Raw genomic sequence first — 21,203 nt, forward strand, 5'->3', positions numbered from 1 at the left:
CTATAAGCAAAGGAAGAGGATAAATGATGAGGGCAGCTCAAATACAGAAATACTCCAAAAAAATCCAAGTGGAAATCAATAATATTGAGATACCTCAGATTCAGAGCCATGAGGTTCTTGTCAAAGTGAAAGCTGCGGGTGTAAATCCGCTGGATATCTTGAATATGAATGGTAGTGTTCGGATGATTGCCGACTATACGTTACCTTTAACTTTAGGGAATGAACTATCTGGTGTCATTGAAGCCGTCGGTGATGATGTTTTGAAATTTAAAGTGGGGGATTCGGTTTATACAAGGTTACCTCTGAATAAAATTGGTGCTTTTGCTGAATACGCCGCTGTGCATGAGGATGATTTATCCATAATGCCTGAAAATCTGTCTTTTATCGAAGCTGCTGCAGTACCCCTTACTGCCCTGACCGCGTATCAAGCATTGCATGATGTACTACAAGCTGAGCCGAATAAAAAGCTGTTTATTCCTGGTGGAACGGGTGGATTCGGTGCGATGGCCATCCCGATTGCCAAGTCCATGGGATTAACGGTTATCACAAGTGGCAGTGAGAGGGGCAGAGCACGTAGTTTATCCATTGGAGCAGATCAATTCATTGATTATAAGACTGAGCAGTATGCTGACATTCTGTCCGATATCGATTATGTGATCGACACCTTGGGTGCGGATGAGATCAAAGCTGAACTGAGCATTTTGAAACCACAGGGCAAATTAGTCTCTTTGAAGGCGGGACCCAATTATCGTTTTGCAGTGGACAGTCAATTCCCGTTGTGGAAAAGAGCATTGTTTGGTCTCGTAGGTGCACGCTTGGATTCCATGGCACGTAAGACTCAAACTGAATACCGTTTTTTATTTGTGCATTCCAGTGGGATTCAATTGCAAGAAATCACAGTTCTTGTAGAAAAAGAAGACATTAAACCTTCGATCGATTCTACGTATACGTTTGAGGACATTGAAAAGGCATTGATTAAAGTATCAACGGGTCACTCCCAGGGCAAAGTCATTGTTACCTTTTAAAGGCTCGTTAAGATGATGCTCGTGTTATTCAATGTTCGTTTTCTGAACAGGAGGGAAGCCAATGGCGAGAAGCAAAGAGTTCGAAGAGTCTGTTGTACTGGATAAAGCGATGAGACTTTTTTGGGAACAAGGCTATGAGAAGACGTCTATGACAGATCTGGTCAATCATATGGGAATTCATCGTAAAAGCTTGTATGACACATTTGGCGACAAACACACCTTGTTCCTAAAGTCAGTAGATCTGTATGATCACAAAATCAGCTCCGCTCTTGCAGCAGGCGTAAAGCGTTCTAAAACGGCAACGGAAGCACTTCAGTTTATATTTCTTTCTTTAATTCATGGAGATGAGCATCCAGCATCAGGCTGCTTCATTGTTAATTCGACGGTCGAATTGGCGGCACGCGACGACGAGATGAACAACCGATCAACGGAGATGTTTGCAAATACGGAGAAACTAATCAAGGACATTATTGTGTGGGGACAGCAAGAAGGTGAATTCACAACGGAGTACAACGGCGAAGTATTGGCGGAATATCTGCATAACGTAAGCATTGGGTTAAGGGGGATGGCCAAGACCTCGATGACCAAGGAAAAACTGCTTCGTATAGCGACGCTATCCATGGATCTCATACGGAGGTAGTCTATTTTTTTACATTAAAAGAATGTTCGTTCTAATATGGGTGTTCTAGATGAAATATATTTATAGAAAAGAGAGGCAGGTAACGATATGAGAAAGACAGTTCTAATCACAGGGGTATCGGGTGGGATTGGTAAAGAGTTAGCAGATCGGTTTGCCAAAGGTGGACATCATATTGTGCTGGTAGCACGAAGCGAGGGTAAAATACAGGATCTAGCTCAGGAGTATCGGAAAAAGTATGGCATTCAGGCGACGGTTATTGCCAAAGATGTAGCAGCACCTGGGGTACCACAGGAGATTTATCATGAGCTGAAGGAAAAGGGCATTGTTGTTGACTATCTTGTCAACAATGCAGGCTTCGGTTTGTTCGGGACATTTATGGAGACGGATATGGAACAAGAAGTTAATATGATTGACGTGAATATCAAGGCTTTAACCGTCATGACAAAGCTATTCTTGCCGGATATGATACAACGTGGACACGGCGGTGTGATGAATGTGGCTTCGTTGGTAGGTTTTTTCCCTGGACCGATGATGTCGGTATATTATGCGACGAAAGCGTATGTGCTATCGTTCACTGAAGCTTTGGAGAATGAAGTAAACGGTACTGGTGTTACGGTGACAGCACTGTGTCCAGGTCTGACATCTACCGGATTTGTGGATCGTTCGGGTATGGGTGTCTCGAAGATGTTGCAGGGCCCGATCATGGAAGCAGGACAGGTAGCGGAAGAAGGATATCAAGGCTTCTTGCGTGGCAAGACATTAATTATGCCAGGGGCTCGTAACCGCTTCATTGCATTTATGCCGCGCTTGTTACCGCGTAAGATGATGACTCGCATGATTAGATCCTCACAGGACAAGACAGGACATTAAACATTAAAAAAGGAGCTGGTCGAAATGAATTTTTATGATTCCCCCCAAGCAACCGTTTCATGGAATGAGGATAATAAGGTAGTTGTTTTGCAATGGAAGAGCTTTGCGCAAGGTGAACAATATCGTCCACCACTAGATAAATTGTTGGAGTTAGCGGTGCAAAAACGCTCGAATAAGGCGTTATACGATAGCCGTCACTTGGCCGTTATTTCGCCGGATGACCAAGAATGGGTTGCACAAGAGTGGTATCCGAGATCACTCGAAGCAGGACTTAAGTATTCAGCACTGCTTGTTCCTCATAAAGCGATAGCTAAATCGAGTGCAAACCGAATGCTCTCAGGAATGGACATATCCAATCCATCTCAAGAATTCCATGACATAGATGAGGCATTTCATTGGCTGGCAGCTGTAAAATGAGAAGGTAAAAACATGTTATGCATAAATCAATTGAGTTCGTTAACGATACTAAAATCAGGTTTCTCCCAATCCTCTCGTATCACTGTGTCCTTCATCGTCCCTTTTACGACAAACATACACAAAAACAGGAGGGAAACTGAAGGGCACAAATTGAATTTTCTCAATCTCGAATAGTTCAGCTAATCGTTTCCTCATATGAAGGGAGTACTGGTATAACACTAACGTGCCTTCAGGTCGGAGCGCTGTATGGATCTGTGACAGGATGTTTTGTCTCATTTCTCTGGAAAAATTAAAAAAGGACAGTCCACAAATGATGCTATCCAACTGATGGATATATTCTTGATTGATCCTTTTTAATAGATAGGATGCATTGGAATGGAACATGAATTCAGGATATGTTTTCTTCAGATTACTTCTCATTTTGGGGTCTCTTTCAAATAAAAACACGGTTGCAGATTTCGGTAAATGTGATCTCAAGAGACGTGTGATGGCACCTGGTGATGGTCTCCATAGTAAAGCATTGGAGTATGAAATGAGAGCAAATTTTCGATACTGAACACTAAGGAATTAATGAGCATATTTCTGAAGAAAATTTAAAGAATACATAAGCAAAATCAAATAACTAGGTGCAAGAGAAAAAAGCCTTGCCAACGTACTGACAAGACTTAAATCAGGTGAATATATTCAGGAGCGGTGATCAATTGGCACGAATTTCTGAATATCAAGTAAAGTTTATCTCGAAAAGGAACGTATACGAGCACGGATTCAATACTAATATCTTTATCTATACGGAAAAGATGAGCATAAAAGAAGAGCCGAGACGTCATAATGACGACTCAGCTCTTCCTTTATGTCCCATGAGAACTTACAATTTTGGAATCAGAATATTGAGGAAGTAGAACCATTTGAATTTGGCACCAGCAACAAAAAACAAAACAATCCATCCCCATAGAAACAGTAAACGTAAAGGTCTTGGAATTAGTAAATATTCTGAGTACAATTTGGTGAAAAACTTCTTCACAGTAGTCCATCCTTCGCTAGGTTACTCTCTAATAAATTATATTAAAAGACCTAAGATGATCTTATAATTCAGATGCAGAACCTCCATTTATATCAAAAATAGGTATATTATATCATGATAAACACCAATAGGTTCTCTAGTTTTAGAAATATCCATTAAATAAATCGAACGATATGATGCTGGCATGCCAATATATAGTGTAAGGAGGAAGGGGATGGATAATGAGTGAGCAAGATGAGTACATAGAACTTGTAACGTTAATACGGGCGGGGCATGAAGAGGCATATGGAGAATTATATGAGAAAACAGTGACGGGGATATATCAAACTGTGCGATTTCTCATCAACGACAAGTCTGACGCGGAGGATGTAGTACAGGAGATTTACATTCAGGCGTATCGGTCATTAGAGCGATATGATGCGGAGCGTGCTTTTCGTCCCTGGTTGATGGGGGTGACGATGCGACAGGTTCAGAGTTATCGACGCAAAAGCTTGATGCAGTTTCGGTTTGGCAAGCGGATCGAAAAATCTGACGTGGGACTAGAATATGATTTTTCCACTGATCTGGTCAACAAACTGGCAAATCGTCCTTTGCTGGAACAGGTGCGCCGTTTGCCGTACAAGCTACAGCAGGTGGTCACACTTCATTATTTGAATGAATATACGAAAGAGGAGATTGCTGGCATATTAGAGATCCCGCTTGGAACCGTGAAATCGCGCATACATGCGGCGCTGGCGAAGTTAAGACAGAAAGAGAAGATGAATCCAAGATTGCGGGAAAAGGTGGAGGATCTGCATGAAACTCGATGAACAGTTGCGAACAGCCTACCAGGAAGAGACCAAAGACTGGTCCGTACCTGCGAGGATTAAAGATAAACTGATGGATGGTATTCGAAGTGATTCACACATCAGAAGAAATCGAAAAAAATGGCTGGTCACTGGGCTATTGGCTGCTGTACTCATTATTCCCACCGGAGCCTACGCAGGGTACACCTATCTCGCAGACGGAATATATGGTTCACAGGAGAATATCGCTGCTATGGGGGGAACAGCTGAGGATTATATGAGGTTGGAAGCAAAGCTGCAGACGGCCAAGGCACATTTCAGCGAAGAAGAATTTGTTCAATATATGGACCTGTTGAAGCAAATGGGGCAAATGGCCGTGAAGTATGCCGATTCTCAGGGCAATATACATCCAGAGCAGTGGAGTACAGTGGAGCAAGAACGATATAACCTTCTTGTAGCTGAGCTGGAACCGTTTTTCGAGAAGCTGGAAACTGTGAGTGTAGGGTCCTCCAAAAAATTGATGGACGAGCAGCAATTTTGGACGGAACAGTTGGAACAGGCAGAAAAGACATTTACCAAGGAACAATATCGTGAGTTCAAGTCTGTCTATGAACAAATGAAAAAATACAAAGTTATGGTGATGGACAAGGATGGAAGTACCCATGAGGAACGATTGTCAGCGGAACAGAAGGATGATTTAAGGCAGCTAGAGAGACGCCTAATTCCCTATTTGAAACGGTTGGAGCTCAATGTGCGTTGAGTCGGGTGGAACTGTGAAAGAGGAGAAGAAGCGGAGAAGTGAATTCTTTCGCTTCTTTTTTTATGTTGTGATCCATTACTTCCTCCCCTGCACCTTCAGCCGATATTGATGTGGTGTAGAGCCTGTGGTAGTACGGAATACTTTGCAAAAGTAGGAGGGGCTGGTCATACCGACACGGTGACCGATTTCGGGAACGGAAAGGGAGGACCGAGTGAGCAACACACAGGCATGACGAATGCGGGTAGCTTGAGCATAAGCAATGATGGTGGTGCCAGTCGCTTTTTTGAATACATGAGATAGATGATAGGGGGACAGATGAAGAGTATCTGCGATATGCTCCAAACGAAAAGGCTCTTGGTAATGCTGCTCAATCCATTGCATGATGGCTTCGGCATGTGGGTGAAGAACGTTTGCACTGGACGAAAGTACATCTTCGGAGCGGCGTTGCTGCCCGTCCTGCCACAGATAGCGAAGTTGTGCGAGCAGATCCAATAAAAAGAGGCGTGTATCCTCCTCTATTTCATGAGGAAGCAGACCTGGATACGTATCTGCATATTGTTCCATTCGTTGAACGAGTGGGGATGTGGCAGCAATTCGGATGGGCTGAATGTGGGATTGCTCTTCCAGCAGATCCTGTATGAAGTCGTGAGTAACGATAAATTGGGGCCAATGTGCCTTCAGTAGATCAAGTTCAACCATGAGTACATTTCGAATGAAAGGCTGCTGTCTGGATACTTGAATCTGGATGTGGTGCAATTGAAAAGGTCGAAAAATCATGAGCATACCGGGTTCAAGGGAGAAAACCTGACCTTCGGTTATCAACTGCCCATATCCTTCGTGAATATAGGTTATCTCCAGCTGCGAATGAGCATGGAACACTTCGCGAAACGTAGTGTTGGATGTACGGCGACAGACCAGCTTAAATTGTTCTCCCAGGAAGATGGACATCATAAATGCCTCCCTTATCATGCGCAAGATAGTTTTATTTTAGCACAAGATGAACGCATAAAAGTGCTTTATTTTTGTGTATTGTGAAGGGAATAAGGGAGGTATGCAACGATGTTAAAAGTGGCGATTATCGGAGCAGGTGCTATTAGTGGAGCACATATCTCAGCATATTTGGCATTCCCTGAGCGCTGTCAGATTGTTGCTGTGGTCGATATTTACGTGGAAAAAGCACAGAAGCGAATTAATGAATATGGTCTGAAAGGTGCACAAGCTGTCACGGATTACACAGAGTTATTTGCCCAAAACATTGATCTGGTATCAGTCTGTACACCACCGTATACGCATGCTCCCATTGCGTGTGATTTCATGCAAGCAGGTGCGCATGTGTTGGTCGAAAAACCGATGGCATCTTCCCTGGAGGAAGCGGATCTGATGTTGAGAGCAGCGCAAGAAAGTGGCAAGTTACTATCTGTAGTAGCACAGAATCGGTTTACGACACCGATGATGAAGCTAAAAGGTGTGCTGGACAGTAAACGAATGGGACCGATTGTACATGTGCAGGTTGATTCGTTCTGGTGGCGGGGCCACAATTATTATGATCTGTGGTGGCGCGGGACATGGGAAAAAGAAGGCGGAGGTTGTACCCTCAATCATGCGGTGCATCATATTGATGCCATGCTCTGGATGATGGGACCTCCAGTGGAATTACAGGCGATGATGGCAAATACGGCACATGATAATGCCGAAGTTGAGGATATATCCATGGCGATGCTTCGCTTCCAGGAAGGGGCGCTTGGCATGATTACCAGTTCCGTCGTACATCACGGAGAGGAGCAGCAGTTAATTTTTCAGGGCAAAGAAGCCCGGGTATCTGCACCTTGGAAAGTGGTTGCTTCTACCGCGCGGAATAACGGATTTCCGGAACCGAATCGAGAATTGGAACACCAGATTCAGAAGCTCGCTGACGAATTACCGGATGTTACTCATGTCGGTCACGCTGGGCAAGTTGAGAATGTGTTAAATGCTATTGAGACAGCATCTCCCCTTCTGGTGGATGGCCAAAGTGGTCGGAATACGCTTGAACTGATTGTGGGTATCTATAAGTCGGCAAGTACGGGAGAAAAGGTTGTTTTTCCACTAGGGGCCGAAGACGCGTTTTACACAAGAGAAGGAATTATGCAACATGCCGTACACTTTTATGAAAAAAAGACGACGGTGGACAACTTCGAGGATTCGAGTATTACACTCGGGAGCAAGTTGGATTCGTAGTATTTTACGTACACCCGGTTTTTACATCCATTTAACTCGTATTCGCTTCAAGTTAATAATCTCCATAGTCATGGATTAGATCAAAAAGAGGGTGCAAATGTAGCGCTTTCACAGTTAGCGGATTCACGTCATCTGAGACACTCGAAGAAGAGGATGTAGTGGATTGAAAAGCATTTCAATTGTGAGATCAGATTGGACCAGATAGCGGCAGATATTCACTTATCCAAATCGTATGCAACACAGCATTTTTCATCAAGAGACAGGTAGCAGCATAACGGACAACTTCACAGCTGAAGGTTGCAGCAAGCCTATCTTCTCCTTAAGACAACAACACTATTATGTGGAATATATTGTCAGGCGAGCCGGTTTACAAATGGACCGTATTTCATCCAGTTATTTCGCAAATCTGCCCGGACTAACCCGCTGCAGTTCGAAAACAATTTGAACGGTGTAGCAAGCATTATTTTGAATTGTAAAAATAGCGTTATTACGTCTCTATACACAATTACTATTTACCGTTTGAAGTAAATAAATCCCGGCTGTGGATTGCATTAGCCAGTTGCTAAATGCCTTACTCCACCTCCGGGATTGCTCATCGGTAACCTTCAAGCTAAATAAACATTAAGGATTCCTCAAGCTGTTACAACCACTTATCAGCCCAACGTTCCACGGCGCTTAGCGCTCTCCCAAGTTCCGTTCCTTTTCGTGACAACATATATTCAGTCCGAACTGGACGTTCCGTGACCACATGGCGAACCACAAGTCCTTCTTCCTCCAATTCCTTCATTCGCTCATTTAACACACGTTTGCTCAAGTCAGGGATATAAGCGTGAATCTCACTGAAGCGTTTGGGCTCCTCCATCAACGCATGGATAATGAGGGCTACCCATTTTCGGCCAATGATCTGATAAGATTGTTCCACTTTTGTGCATATTTGCTTGGCATTCTCATCATCGCTCATGATTGTACTCCTTTGATTTAGTATTGCTTGTAATATCATTAGTATACTTATTGTAACCTACTTGTCCACAGGCCATATGTGTAAAATGTCACATACCAATTGTTCTTAATGTTACCACATAAAGCGTTATCATCAAATAAAAACCCTATAAACACTGAAGTTCACAGGTTCGACACGATTATTGACGAATTGTGACGACAGGTGTAATATGGGTAACGTTAATTCAAATGGTTACAATTTATAACCTAAACACAGGTTGTGGAGAGAAGGAATGTTCCATGGTTGAATTCAGGCGCGTTATATAAACGGAGGCAAGGCGGGGAACACACCCACTTATTCCGTCTTTTGTCATGCTTGGATTTGAACATTTTGCAACATCATATACTATACTGCACAGATCACAGGAGGCACTCCAATGGATGCAATGACATTTGTCCTGTTCGGGGCAACAGGCGATTTAGCCAAACGCAAGATTTACCCTGCATTATATAACTTGTACATGGATCAGAAAATGCCGAAATCTTTCTCCGTTATCGGTTTGGGACGACGTGAATTGTCGGATACGGACTTCCAGGCGAATGTTGAAAAGTCACTGCATGAATTCTCACGTCAGACGCCGGAAGAAGCATCTCAAGTTCGTGATTTCATTGGAGCTTTCCGTTATTGTTCTTTAAATAATACGAAGCTTGAAGATTACACCAAACTGTTGGAACTGGTTCAACAGCGTGAACAAGAGCTTAACATTCCCGAAAACCGCATGTTCTACATGTCGGTGGCACCGGAATTCTTTGAGCCAATCGCATTAAACATTCAAGAAAGTGGCCTGGGTAACACCAAAGGCTGGAAGAAACTGATTATCGAAAAACCATTCGGACACGACCTGCAATCAGCCCGTGATCTGAACGAAAAACTGAGCAATACCTTTGCGGAAGAAGAGATCTATCGCATTGACCATTTCCTCGGCAAACCGATGGTACAAAATATTGAGACGCTCACCTATGCAAATCCGGTGATTCAGGCGTTGTGGTCTAACCGTTATATTGCCAATGTACAGATTACGGCAAGTGAGACGGTAGGTGTTGAAGAACGTGCCGCGTATTACGACCAAAGTGGTGCCCTTCGTGACATGTTCCAAAATCATATGCTTCAGTTGCTAATGATGATTGGTTTGCATTTGCCAAAACGCTGCACACCGGAAGAGATTCAATTCAAAAAGCAAAAAATTGCTGAAGCACTTCGTCCGCTGACGAAAGAAAATATCGCTTCTGAAGTTGTTAGTGCGCAATATGCAGCGGGTGAGCTGCAAGGTTCCTCGGTTGTTGGATATTTGGACGAGCCTGGCATTCCAGCCGGATCTCAGAACGAGACCTATGTTGCCGCAAGACTTTGGATCGATGATCCGTTCTGGAGCGAGGTTCCATTTTATATCCGTACAGGTAAACGCCTGGCTGAGAAATCCACCCGAATCGTTGTTGAGTTCAAGGCTCCACTGAAGACCGGTCATGAATCCGAAAATACAACGGAACCTAACCTGCTGACGATTGAAATTGGTCCGGGAGAAAGCATCTCGCTTCAATTAAATGCGAAGAATCCATTGAACCATGGTGAAGTGGAACCAATGCATATGACATTCAACTCAGGTAAACGTAACATCCCTGAAGCGTATGAGAATCTAATCTTTGACGCAATGCGTGGCGATTCCACCTTCTTTGCTCACTGGAACGAAGTGGAGCTGGCATGGCAATGGGTGCAACCGATTCAGGAAGCATTTGAAGCGGGCAGCGTACCACTGGATACGTACAGTGCAGGTTCGCATGGACCTGAGTCAGCAGATCGCCTGACCGCAGCAGACGGCTACCGTTGGTGGTAAGTGAAACAAAAAAAGTGAGCATAAGAGAACACAATAGTAAAAACAACAGGACAATCCGTTCTGCTCACCCATAAACATTTTGCACAATCCAAATTGCGTCTTCCAAGTTAGCAGGATATAGAACGAAATGTTTTATTTCCTGAGGGCTTTGTACTTGAAAGCGAGTTGGATCGAAGGTGCAATTACTGAAATAACACAGTATCTTTTACGAATTATACCGTTCCAATTTTGCATAAGTCCTTCCGGTATTGGCCGGAAGGCCGTGAAAATTTTTGAATATAGATTAGCGGACGCGCTGAATTTTTTGCCTAAGTAGCGTCGTAGTGTAGGTGACGGAATCGATTCTGTAGAAGCAAAGCGTTCGCCTTTGTATCCAAATTTCATCAATCTAAATGTTGATGAAAAGAAATTTGGATACAACAGCGATCGAAAGAACGAGCCGTAACCGAAACGGTTGCTGCGAAACGGCAATGTAGTCTGGCGCTCTGCAACAAAAATGAAATTTAAACATTGTTCATAACAGGAGGATTTTGAAATGAAACTTGGACTTGTCGGATTAGGAAAAATGGGATTGAACCTGGGGAGAAACCTGATTGATCACAAACACGAAGTGGTTGCTTTTGACCTGAACGCTGAAGCAGTAAATGAAATGAAAGAATACGGCGCTGAAGGCGTATCTTCATACGCAGAGATGGTGGCTTCGCTCGAATCCCCACGTGTATTGTGGATCATGGTTCCCCACAACGTAGTAGACGCTGTATTGGCTGAAGTGAGCCCATTGTTGTCCAAAGGCGACATCATTATTGAAGCGGGTAACTCCCACTACAAAGAATCCATCCGCCGCTACGAAGAGATGAAAACTAAAGGCATTCACTACATGGATGCAGGTACATCTGGCGGTATGGAAGGCGCACGTAATGGAGCATGTTATATGATCGGTGGAGACCCGGAAGCTTGGGCAATCGTTGAACCGGCATTCAAAGATACTTCCGTGGAGAATGGCTACCTGTATGCTGGTAAAGCGGGCAGCGGTCACTTCCTCAAAATGGTTCACAATGGTATCGAGTACGGTATGATGGCATCCATCGGTGAAGGTTTTGACGTATTGGAGAAAAGTGGATTTGATTTCGACTTCGAACAAGTGGCTCGCGTATGGAACAACGGTTCCGTTATCCGCTCTTGGTTGATGGAGCTGACAGAACGTGCTTTCTCCAAAGATGCAAACCTCGATGAGATTAAAGGTGTAATGCACTCTTCCGGTGAAGGACGTTGGACGGTAGAAACGGCATTTGACCTTCAAACCGCAACACCGGTTATCGCTTTGTCCTTGCTGATGCGTTATCGCTCCCTGGAGACAGATACATTCACAGGTAAAGTGGTAGCAGCATTGCGTAATGAATTTGGCGGTCACGCTGTAGAGAAAAATTAATTTTATATATAACTGTTAACATATGATGAGAATCGGGTAATGACTTATATCGTGTTTACGAATTCATCAAGTGGAGGGAACATATCATGAAATTTTTCTTGGATACAGGGAATGTGGAAGAAATCAAACGGATCGAACGTCTGGGTCTGGTGGATGGAGTCACGACTAACCCGTCTTTGATCGCCAAAGAAGGTCGCGTATTTAAAGAAGTCATTCAGGAGATCTGTGGCGTTGTTAAAGGCCCGGTCAGTGCTGAAGTCATCGGTCTCAAAGCCGAGGATATGTTGAAGGAAGCTTATGAAATTGCAGAATGGGCACCAAATGTAGTCATTAAATTGCCGATGACCGAAGATGGGCTGTACGCTTGTCATGAGTTGACGCAAAAAGGGATCAAAACCAATGTAACGCTGATTTTCTCAGCAGCACAGGGCCTGATGGCGGCGAAAGCCGGTGCAACCTACATCAGTCCATTCGTTGGTCGCTTGGATGATATTGCGGTGGATGGTATGAAATTGATTCGTGATCTGCGTCTTATTCTGGACATGTATGATCTGCCTTCCGAGATTATCGCAGCAAGCATTCGCAATATCAAACATGTAGAGGATGCAGCCCTTTCCGGTGCGCATATTGCCACCATTCCGGGTTCGCTTCTGCCGACACTTTGGAAACACCCACTGACGGACAGCGGGATTGAACGTTTCCTGAAAGACTGGGAATCTGTTCCGAAATAAAAGGATAGACCTGGCCTGAATCTTTGGGTGGTCTGAACATAAAACCTTTCGCCTAGCAGAGTAATCTGCGGGCGAAAGGTTTTTTTTATCTCTGTTTATGTGTTTCCGATTTCCGGTTAGTTTAGCCAATGAGGAGTACTTGTCCCTTTCATGTTGTTGTTACTTTCTATCCAGTGTCCACGTACTGTCCTTCTTTTTCGGGACAACGGTGCATAAGGTTAACATATAGCCTATAGCTCATCCCGTAGGGGAGGGACACTTCGATGATGAGAAGAAAATGGCGAAGCCGGAGACGCCGTAAGCCGCCAAGCGGCAAACGCAAAATGTGGTTGATCATTTTATTGGTCACCGCGTTTTGTTTGATGCAGGGCTTTGCTTATGTGGATAAGAAAATGAAGCCCCCCATCATGCACTTGGCCAAGATCAGAGTGAAGCAGATTGCAACTGAAGCGATCAACAAGGCGATCACAGCACAGGTTGCAGATGGCAAAACCAACGAAGGGCTGATTGACTGGAAGACGGATACCGCCGGGAAAGTGTCCGGTTTCATGCTGAACTACAATGAGCATATGCGAATCACCGCAAGTACTATGAATATTGTGCAATCCACGCTGCAGAATGTACACATGTTAAAAGAAAAAATCCCGCTGGGGCAGGCGCTGGGCAGTCCGGTGCTGGCTTCATTTGGCCCGAGTATACCGGTTCGTATTGAGCCTCAAGGCGCTGTCAAAGTGGACCTGAACACCCGTCAGCAAAATGCGGGTATTAACATGATTTTGGTGGAAGTGTACATTCATATCATTGCTGAGGTCGCGGTCGTGGTGCCATTCGACATGGAGCCCGAAACGGTCGATACGGAAATCCCGATTTCCTACCTTCTGGTTGTTGGGGATGTGCCAATGTATTATTACGATAATCAGGGCAAGCCAGTGGGCAGTAACGGCAGTAATGCCCCAGCTATTGCCCTGCCATCAGGTCATACGGGGGTATCAAGCGGTAATGGAGTAACTACGAATCCCCCTAGCCAGAACCAGCAACAGACGCCGTCAGACCATTTGCAAGAGAATGAACTTGAAATTGAGCCGGATGATCTGCCTGATGTGAATGGGGGATTACAGCTCAATAAGGACGCGCACCCATGATACACACAAATTTGAATTACTAAGCAAAGAAAGGGGCCTCTATTAAAGAGGTCCCTTTTTCGCTTTGCTGATCGTGCATATCCTTGTCTCACTTACTTTTCTTGTTCTTTTGTTTGCGTTCATCCTGTTCCCAATGTTTCAGCTGTGGATAAGGATCGAACGACCATTCGTGCAGTCCGCTGTCCCGGTAGATCCCATAGTGCAGATGCGGAGGGAATTTGCCCTGTGTCCCAGGTTTCCCGTAACCCGAACTGCCAACCCAACCTACAACCTGACCGGGGATTACAACTTCACCGATGCGTGCACTTTTGTCAAAACCAGAGAGGTGAGCGTAGTAATGATAATGGTTGTTCAAATCCCGAATGCCGATGCGCCAGCCGCCAAACGGGTTCCAGCCTTTGATCTCCACGACCCCGTAACAGGTACTGCGCACAGGCAGGCCATGCGGAGCGAAAATATCCGTTCCCTCATGAATGCGATAACCGCCCCAGCTTCTTTTTGTCCCCCAGGTACTTCGATAGGAGTAGTTAGTTCCGAGTGGGACCGGAAAGGCATGTCCGAATAGATCCAGATTGTCAAAATGCTCATATAACTTCGCGAATTGCTGTATCCGTTGCACAGCACGGGAGTTGTGATAATATTCCCACAAGGCAATGTTGAAGTCTTCTTGCTTGTTTCCGTAACCTTGAATAACAGAAGCCATGCTGTACAGCACATCCTGATCATTGTTGGCATCCGCTATACCGTCTCCTGAACCATCACGCCCATATCCTTTGAAAAAAAGAATGGATTCCGGATGTTGATCCGTCTCATCCGGATTTAGCCATCCTCTCCAGGCCGGAGGGGTCATGAAGATACCCGTAAGCCGCTCCGGATGCTTGCGATCCTTTGGGTGTGCGCGAGTAATCGTTCGTTCATACTGATCAATGGCGGCAAGCCTGTACCAGGGAATCTGGGTCATCTGACCGATGGTTTCATATAAATGGCGACGTGCAGCGAAAATTTCTGCGGGTTTTAACTCGGCAGCCTGTGGTTTGGGAGCGGCCTGGGCGGGTTCACCGTAAACTTCAACAGGCAAGAATGGGAGAAGCAGAGTACCTGCAAGTAATGTTTTGATCCAAAAGCGGTACGTGTGCCTGAAGGTCAAGCGTTGTTGCACTGGGAAGCAGCCCCTTTCCATTAGAATGATACAAGGTACCCGATGAACCAAGCTAAAGGTTAGCGTTCTTCAAAAGTTCTCATTTTATCCATGTAAGCTCTTGGGGGGAATCGAATTATACAAATTGTCCATATCGGGCATGAATGCACAAGATGTGACAAATGGGGGTTTTTCCAGCGCTTTCATGGTATAATATGTTCCGAGCAACAGCCTAACTTCAGTAGAAAGAAGGTTTATGCATTGGCTAAACGTGTTAAAGAACCGAAGCCGGATTGGATTCGGATCAAATTGACAACCGGCGATAACTATCAGGAAATGAAAACGATGATGCGTTCCAAAACGCTGCATACGGTATGTGAGGAAGCGCGGTGTCCGAATATTTATGAATGCTGGGCCAATCGAACGGCCACTTTTATGATTTTGGGCGATATTTGCACAAGGGCATGCCGTTTTTGCGCGGTGAATACGGGTTTGCCAACGGAGCTTGATTTGCAGGAACCAGAACGTGTGGCGGAAGCAGCAGAGCAGATGAATCTGCAACACTGCGTAATTACAAGTGTAGCCCGTGACGATCTGAAAGACGGGGGAGCTACGATCTTTGCAGAGACGGTAAAGGCCGTACGGCGGCGGTTGCCATTGTGCAGCGTTGAAGTACTCATTCCAGACTTTCTGGGCGATCGGGAATCTTTGCAGATTGTAATGGATGCCAAACCGGACATCCTGAATCACAATATTGAGACGGTTGAGCGGTTGTCAGACAAAGTGCGTGCCAAGGCGAAATATAAACGTTCACTGGAATTGCTTGCTCGTGCCAAAGAAATGCAACCTAACATCCCTACGAAATCAAGTATTATGCTTGGTGTAGGTGAGGAATATAATGAAATTTTATCAACAATGGATGATCTTCGTGCGGTGAACTGTGATATTATGACGATTGGTCAATATTTGCAGCCATCGGAGAAACATCTGTATGTTGAAAAGTATTATCCGCCAGAGGAGTTTGCTGCATTAAAACAGGAAGGATTAAAACGTGGATTCAGCCACGTCGAATCTGGCCCTATGGTACGCAGCTCCTACCATGCGCATGAACAGGTGAAATCGGCTACCAAACATGCTGAACAGGCGGCAACACACGCGTGATGGAGGATACCGGATTGGAAGAAGAAAAAAACACAGAACAGATTCAGGACCAACTTCAGGAACAGATCCAGGAGCCGGCTCAGGAATCGGTTGTTGAGTCAGTTGAAGAAAAGCCCAAAGAACCGGTCATTGTACAGATCGGCGGCAAAAATTATGAAATCGTCCAGAACCACAAAGAAGGCTGGAATCCAGAGGTTTTCCGTGATCGTTACAGCGAAGTGCTGGAGCGTTATGATTATATTATCGGAGACTGGGGTTATAGCCAGTTAAGGTTAAAAGGTTTTTACCGTGATAACCATCCAAAAGCGACAAAGGATTCCACAATCGCCAGTATGGTGGATTATATCAATGAATATTGTAACTTTGGCTGTGCGTACTTTGTGCTTCAGAAGAGCAAAGATCAACCTCAAGCCAAAGCAAAAAGCGGTTCCTGAGAAGGACCGCTTTTTTGGTGTGCGTATTTTAGTCAAGAAATGCCGTGCGAACCCGGTTCCAGAATGGATAAGGGCGGAAACGTGCGAAACTGACCTTGTGACTGGATACCTGACAACGGACGGAGATCAGATCCTCCACCATCACATTCACATGATCAATGGTCATCAGTAACCGCTGATCCTTGCGGGAGAAAATATCACAATGATGATGCTTGGGCAAAATAACCGGTGAACCAAGTGTCCGATAGACCCGGTTATTAATCGATGCAATCTCCGCAATCTGAATGGCCTCGATGGTTGGATGAACCATGGCACCCCCAAGGGCCTTGTTGTATGCCGTACTGCCTGATGGTGTGGATACACAGATGCCATCCCCACGGAACATCTCAAATGTCACATCGTTAATATCGACCTGGGCCACGACGGTACCGTCTACACCTTTTAACGTAAATTCATTAAGGGCGATGTAAGAGGAATTCCCTGACTTTTTCCGGATCTCAAGCTCCAATAGCGGGTATTGTACAATGCGTGGTTTGAGACGCTCCGGATCTCCTTTGCCACTCATCAGCCTGACTAACTCGCGTAATTCTTCCTTCTTCCAATCGGCGTAAAAGCCGAGATGGCCTGTATGAACCCCAACAAAAGCAATATCCGGAATACGGTCGATGAAATTGTGAAATGCCTGCAGCATCGTACCATCGCCCCCGATGGAGATAACAATCTCCGGCGATTCTGCATCCAGCTTGAACCCTTCTTCCTTCGCCAGCGCATGAAACTGCTGACTGAGATCAATCGATAACTGGTCTCCGCGGTCTTGAACATAGTATCTCAAGATGAAAGCTCCTTTGTGGTCATTATACTACCGATGATAATCAATTCCGCGGAAGAACACAACGTTTGGGCGCATATTCAGTTAAATATAGATGAATCGTTGACTTATTTTTTGGCATGTCGTCTAGGCTTGAGAATGGAACTTAATATCGCAAGGAATAACAACAACACGATGAGGCTTACAAAAACAATCATTCCGGATAAGAAAATCAGTCCCCAGTCCGGTGTATACGTTGATAACGATGGGATGAAACCGGGCTCCATAAGAACGGGTGAAGAGGAACGCCCCATCATGGGTGTCCACAACAGCAGGACCAGCACAGGTGCGATTAGCGCATGGATTGCTCTGGCAAATAGAAATGGACCGTATCTCATGGGTGTGTTGCTAAGAACACTCATAATCTGTGCATGGACGGATAATCCGCCCCAGGAGAGAACAAAGGCTGCTGCTGCTACTTTATAGACGAGTGGGATGGATGCCCCGGCACTCCCAGCCTCTTTGTTCCCCAGCGTTACTTCAAACAGCCCACCGACCAAGCTAGGAGATAAGGATGGAGGCAGTCCGCTATGTCGTAACAATTGCTCGGTTATGCCGTATAATCCGCCAAGCCAACCGGTCTGGACAAGCAACTCCATCATGACCGAGAAGAATACAACCAGCCCTCCTACGATAATAATAAGGCGAAGGGATGAGGAGACTGCCTGGCGCAGCAGTTCACCGAATGCCCGTCCGTCAGCCTTTCTTGCTTCATGCATCGCATAGATGGCCCGGACCAGTCTGTTTCTAGGTATCCCCTCCGATGGAGATCCAGAAGAGATGTCTGGCTGTGAGCCTTTTGCTGTACCCCCGTGAAAACGCATGAGCATACCCACCAGAAAAGCTGCAGCGTAATGGCTCGCAACCAATACTGGAGCAATGGCGACATTATGGAAGAACCCAACCGATACCGCTCCAATCATGAAGATCGGATCGGATGATGTAGTGAAGGCAACGAGCCGTTCTCCTTCTTCCCGGGTAACCAGCTTTTGTTCCCATAACTGGGCGGTCAGTTTCGCCCCTGTAGGATACCCGGATGCACAGCTCACGGCAAATACAAAACCACCGCTTCCGGGAACACGAAACAATGGACGCATCAGTGGATTCAGCAAGGTACCTAGAAAATGAACAATGCCAAAGCCGAGCAGCAGCTCGGACAGCACCAAAAAAGGAAAAAGGGAGGGAAACAATACGTCCCACCAGATGGACAGTCCGCGTACACTTGCATGCCAGGTTTCCGCTGGATACAAGACCATTAACACACAAAGGATCAGGAGAGCGAGTGTGACCAGGACATGGGTGAATCGTTGTGAAGCAGCCATGAATTCTTCTCCTTTATTTTTGGAATGGTCGATGTGCGGAAGTCTGTGATGTTATTGCCATCAATATATGAAAAAAAGTGGACAAACAGTACAAAATTATACGTAGAAAGCGCTTGCAAAAGTGGCTGTGTTTTTGAGTGATGTGTGCTAAAATGAGAAAAACGCCTGAACGTCACCTAATTGTCTCCAAGGTGGAATTCAATTCGGATGGAGTGATGATCATGAGTCTTGTCACCGGAATCCTGGTCTGTGCTTTTGTATATGTGATACGTGCCTCGCTGGTACGCTCTGAGGAAGAGGACTGGCGGAGTTATTAATGGAATATCTAGTGCGCCAACCCAAACGGTTGGCGCTTTTTTTGTGTTACGTTTTGAATAAGGTCCTATATACAGATGGCAGCTTACAGGTCCTGATGATTTCATGTTATATAGGACTTTTTGGTTTTTTTTGATAGAATGGAGATAAAGGCTTTTGTGGCCTGGATATTGTTACTGTTTTCACAATGTTCACGGAACGTGTAATATATGGCAAAATTCGACATCAGAAAGGGGAATCAGACGAATGAATCCCAGTTTAAGTATTTATGACAATCTTGGCGGTGAGAAAGGTGTTCGCGCACTGGTCGAGGCTTTCTATCCGATCGTTCAGCAGAATGAGCAGCTGGCTCCGCTTTTCCCGGAAGATATTCAGCCGGTCATCAACAAGCAGTATATGTTTTTGTCTCAGTTTTTTGGAGGCCCAGGGCTGTTTTCCGAGGCGTTTGGACATCCGATGATGCGTGCCCGTCATATGCATTTTGAAGTGACGGTTGAACGGGCTGAGGCTTGGCTTGCATGTATGGATCAAGCCTTAACACAGATTGGTGTGGAGGAGCCCTTGCATTCGTTTATCCTGCAGCGTTTATCCGGGCCTGCACATCATTTTGTGAATACACCATAGTTCCGAATATGATTACGAGCGTACGGGAGAGGGATGGAAGAGATTGGAATTAGAGCCGCTGTATAAGGTGAAAGTCACCTGCCATTATTGCGAAACCGAGTATGAGACCTCACGGGTAAGACCGAGTTTGAAAAGGCCCTACCGGACGGATTCGGATTTTTGTGCGTACTACAAGCTGGAGAATCCAGATTTTTATGTGGTTCGCATCTGTCCGCAGTGCGGGTTTGCCTCGACGGAGAACGCAACGGAGCATTTGAATGATGCTCAGCGCAAGGCTTTTAAGGAACAGATCGGTAACCGCTGGGTTAAACGTGATTATAGCGGAGCACGAACACTGGAACAGGCGCTGGCTACGTACAAGCTTGCCTTGCTGTGCGCACAGGTTATCCAGGAGAAAGATCGTGTCGTCGCTGGTCTGTTGCATCATATAGCTTGGTTGTATCGTTATATGGAGGACCATGCACAGGAACATCGTTTTCTTGAATTTAGCCTTGAAGCCTATGTGAAGGTGTTCGAACGTGAAGGAACGGGTGGCAATGAAGCCAAACTGTTGTATTTGCTCGGGGAATTGAACCGCAGGGTAGGGAGGTTTAATGAAGCAGTGCAATGGTTCAGCAAGGTCATTCATGACAAGCGGATCACAGATGCGGCCATGATTCGTGCTTCAAGGGAACAGTGGGCCGTGCTGCGTGAGCAGATGATTTCAAGTAAGTTGGAACTCCCTGAAGAGATGCTGGAAACAGACAAAGAGGCTGCAAAGCGCAGCCCCCTCTAAGTTGATCTTACATTAGTTACGGACAGGACGGCTGGATAACAAATAGTCACTGTCGTTGTCGATCACGGTCATGCTTGTATTACAGCAAGGAAAGACCAGTAATTTCTTTTTGCCTTCGCGAATGAGCACAAGCTCTTTGGGTTTGAGGGGGAGCAGCACGTTGCTTGCATGACAGTAGGGACATTGCTGTACATAGATGTCTCCCATCACAATATCGTAAGGCCAGCTGTTCTCAAACGGAATCATTCTTGTTCGCCTTCTGGTGCGGAAGGTTTGGAGGCTTCTTGTTTGGCGAGTTCCGCAATCTTCTGCATCAGGATATGTTGGGGCATGTGCATCAGGTGCTCCAAAGGTACGCCCAGGGATTCTGCTAATTTGACGGCTGTATCAGCCGATACTTGTAAAGGTTTCATACATTTACCTCCTGAAAGTTACTATGAATACATGTTCAAAAAGTCTGGTTTTCAGTACCGAGAAGATGGAATGAAGCTAGAAATGGAGTAGCGGAGCGTAGGCAAACTACGTGAGCAACTACATTGTTTCCAAAGGAAACAACCTTCGTAAGCATCCGCTTATTTCGGCTGAATTTCATATTCGATGCTGATGATGCCGTTAGGCATGATTCGTAATCAAAAGTGGACTTTTTGAACAACCTCTGTAGCTATTTCTCTAGTATAGAGATATGGCTGACAGAAAAC

At 45.4% G+C, this 21,203-nt stretch carries 23 protein-coding genes; 16 read left to right on the forward strand and 7 right to left on the reverse strand.

The genetic code is table 11. The features are described 5' to 3' along the window. Window positions 1–26: 26 nt before the first annotated feature. The 6 genes from QF041_RS25790 (at window position 27) to QF041_RS25815 (ending at window position 5,518) form a co-directional block, all read left to right on the forward strand. Window positions 27–1,025, forward strand: coding sequence for an NADP-dependent oxidoreductase (locus tag QF041_RS25790; protein WP_307417053.1), 999 nt, complete (start codon window positions 27–29; stop codon window positions 1,023–1,025). Between the two features lie 61 nt (window positions 1,026–1,086). After that, on the forward strand, window positions 1,087–1,665 hold the full coding sequence (locus QF041_RS25795; RefSeq protein WP_307416148.1) for a TetR/AcrR family transcriptional regulator: 579 nt from the start codon (window positions 1,087–1,089) through the stop codon (window positions 1,663–1,665). A gap of 87 nt (window positions 1,666–1,752) precedes the next feature. Next, a complete protein-coding gene (locus QF041_RS25800) occupies window positions 1,753–2,535 on the forward strand; it encodes an SDR family NAD(P)-dependent oxidoreductase (RefSeq protein WP_307416150.1) in 783 nt (260 codons plus the stop codon). Between the two features lie 24 nt (window positions 2,536–2,559). Next, the gene (locus QF041_RS25805; protein WP_307416151.1) at window positions 2,560–2,952 is read left to right on the forward strand and encodes a hypothetical protein; all 393 of its coding nucleotides are present in this window, start codon (window positions 2,560–2,562) and stop codon (window positions 2,950–2,952) included. Window positions 2,953–4,194: 1,242 nt separating this feature from the next. Continuing rightward, complete coding sequence (locus tag QF041_RS25810) at window positions 4,195–4,782, forward strand: sigma-70 family RNA polymerase sigma factor (protein ID WP_307416153.1); 588 nt, start codon at window positions 4,195–4,197, stop codon at window positions 4,780–4,782. Then, a complete protein-coding gene (locus tag QF041_RS25815) occupies window positions 4,769–5,518 on the forward strand; it encodes a DUF3600 domain-containing protein (protein WP_307416154.1) in 750 nt (249 codons plus the stop codon). The genes QF041_RS25810 and QF041_RS25815 overlap by 14 nt, the downstream gene beginning before the upstream one ends. A gap of 75 nt (window positions 5,519–5,593) precedes the next feature. Here the strand turns inward: QF041_RS25815 and QF041_RS25820 are convergent, their stop codons facing one another. Continuing rightward, the gene (locus QF041_RS25820; RefSeq protein ID WP_307416155.1) at window positions 5,594–6,469 is read right to left on the reverse strand and encodes an AraC family transcriptional regulator; all 876 of its coding nucleotides are present in this window, start codon (window positions 6,467–6,469) and stop codon (window positions 5,594–5,596) included. Between the two features lie 108 nt (window positions 6,470–6,577). On the opposite strand from QF041_RS25820, the gene QF041_RS25825 reads away from it, so the two are divergent. Further along, window positions 6,578–7,735 (forward strand): Gfo/Idh/MocA family protein, encoded by a 1,158-nt coding sequence (locus tag QF041_RS25825; protein ID WP_307416157.1) that lies wholly within the window; start codon window positions 6,578–6,580, stop codon window positions 7,733–7,735. A gap of 640 nt (window positions 7,736–8,375) precedes the next feature. Here the strand turns inward: QF041_RS25825 and QF041_RS25830 are convergent. Then, window positions 8,376–8,696, reverse strand: coding sequence for a winged helix-turn-helix transcriptional regulator (locus QF041_RS25830; protein ID WP_036605715.1), 321 nt, complete (start codon window positions 8,694–8,696; stop codon window positions 8,376–8,378). A gap of 415 nt (window positions 8,697–9,111) precedes the next feature. On the opposite strand from QF041_RS25830, the gene zwf reads away from it, so the two are divergent. The 4 genes from zwf (at window position 9,112) to yunB (ending at window position 13,868) form a co-directional block, all read left to right on the forward strand. Further along, window positions 9,112–10,566, forward strand: coding sequence for a glucose-6-phosphate dehydrogenase (gene zwf, locus QF041_RS25835; protein WP_307416158.1), 1,455 nt, complete (start codon window positions 9,112–9,114; stop codon window positions 10,564–10,566). Window positions 10,567–11,101: 535 nt separating this feature from the next. Beyond that, complete coding sequence (gnd, locus tag QF041_RS25840) at window positions 11,102–11,995, forward strand: phosphogluconate dehydrogenase (NAD(+)-dependent, decarboxylating) (protein WP_062838007.1); 894 nt, start codon at window positions 11,102–11,104, stop codon at window positions 11,993–11,995. A gap of 86 nt (window positions 11,996–12,081) precedes the next feature. Then, the gene (gene fsa / locus QF041_RS25845) at window positions 12,082–12,726 is read left to right on the forward strand and encodes a fructose-6-phosphate aldolase (protein WP_036605718.1); all 645 of its coding nucleotides are present in this window, start codon (window positions 12,082–12,084) and stop codon (window positions 12,724–12,726) included. Window positions 12,727–12,989: 263 nt separating this feature from the next. Next, on the forward strand, window positions 12,990–13,868 hold the full coding sequence (gene yunB / locus QF041_RS25850) for a sporulation protein YunB (RefSeq protein WP_307416159.1): 879 nt from the start codon (window positions 12,990–12,992) through the stop codon (window positions 13,866–13,868). 88 nt (window positions 13,869–13,956) lie between these two features. On the opposite strand, the gene QF041_RS25855 is transcribed toward yunB, so the two are convergent. After that, complete coding sequence (locus QF041_RS25855; RefSeq protein ID WP_076319835.1) at window positions 13,957–15,027, reverse strand: M23 family metallopeptidase; 1,071 nt, start codon at window positions 15,025–15,027, stop codon at window positions 13,957–13,959. Window positions 15,028–15,267: 240 nt separating this feature from the next. Between QF041_RS25855 and lipA the strand changes: the two genes are divergently transcribed. Beyond that, window positions 15,268–16,167 (forward strand): lipoyl synthase, encoded by a 900-nt coding sequence (gene lipA / locus QF041_RS25860; protein ID WP_017692371.1) that lies wholly within the window; start codon window positions 15,268–15,270, stop codon window positions 16,165–16,167. Between the two features lie 14 nt (window positions 16,168–16,181). Next, window positions 16,182–16,601, forward strand: coding sequence for a YutD family protein (locus tag QF041_RS25865; protein ID WP_244988285.1), 420 nt, complete (start codon window positions 16,182–16,184; stop codon window positions 16,599–16,601). Window positions 16,602–16,629: 28 nt separating this feature from the next. Here QF041_RS25865 and QF041_RS25870 read toward each other — a convergent pair whose 3' ends face one another. Continuing rightward, the gene (locus QF041_RS25870) at window positions 16,630–17,433 is read right to left on the reverse strand and encodes an NAD kinase (protein ID WP_036673293.1); all 804 of its coding nucleotides are present in this window, start codon (window positions 17,431–17,433) and stop codon (window positions 16,630–16,632) included. Between the two features lie 104 nt (window positions 17,434–17,537). Next, window positions 17,538–18,791, reverse strand: coding sequence for a sporulation integral membrane protein YlbJ (gene ylbJ, locus QF041_RS25875; RefSeq protein WP_307416161.1), 1,254 nt, complete (start codon window positions 18,789–18,791; stop codon window positions 17,538–17,540). A 152-nt stretch (window positions 18,792–18,943) separates the two neighbouring features. Here ylbJ and QF041_RS25880 point away from each other — a divergent pair, with 152 nt between their 5' ends. The 3 genes from QF041_RS25880 (at window position 18,944) to QF041_RS25890 (ending at window position 20,505) form a co-directional block, all read left to right on the forward strand. Next, on the forward strand, window positions 18,944–19,108 hold the full coding sequence (locus QF041_RS25880; RefSeq protein ID WP_155984997.1) for a hypothetical protein: 165 nt from the start codon (window positions 18,944–18,946) through the stop codon (window positions 19,106–19,108). A gap of 244 nt (window positions 19,109–19,352) precedes the next feature. Next, window positions 19,353–19,730 (forward strand): globin domain-containing protein, encoded by a 378-nt coding sequence (locus tag QF041_RS25885; RefSeq protein WP_307416162.1) that lies wholly within the window; start codon window positions 19,353–19,355, stop codon window positions 19,728–19,730. 43 nt (window positions 19,731–19,773) lie between these two features. Next, window positions 19,774–20,505 (forward strand): DUF2225 domain-containing protein, encoded by a 732-nt coding sequence (locus QF041_RS25890; RefSeq protein ID WP_076211011.1) that lies wholly within the window; start codon window positions 19,774–19,776, stop codon window positions 20,503–20,505. 12 nt (window positions 20,506–20,517) lie between these two features. Here the strand turns inward: QF041_RS25890 and QF041_RS25895 are convergent, their stop codons facing one another. Then, window positions 20,518–20,751, reverse strand: coding sequence for a hypothetical protein (locus QF041_RS25895; RefSeq protein ID WP_017692378.1), 234 nt, complete (start codon window positions 20,749–20,751; stop codon window positions 20,518–20,520). Next, window positions 20,748–20,918, reverse strand: a complete 171-nt coding sequence (locus tag QF041_RS25900; protein WP_017692379.1) for a YycC family protein — start codon at window positions 20,916–20,918, stop codon at window positions 20,748–20,750. The genes QF041_RS25895 and QF041_RS25900 overlap by 4 nt, the downstream gene beginning before the upstream one ends. Between the last annotated feature and the right edge of the window lie 285 nt (window positions 20,919–21,203).

The sequence above is a fragment of the Paenibacillus sp. W2I17 genome, assembly GCF_030815985.1.
GTDB lineage: Bacteria > Bacillota > Bacilli > Paenibacillales > Paenibacillaceae > Paenibacillus.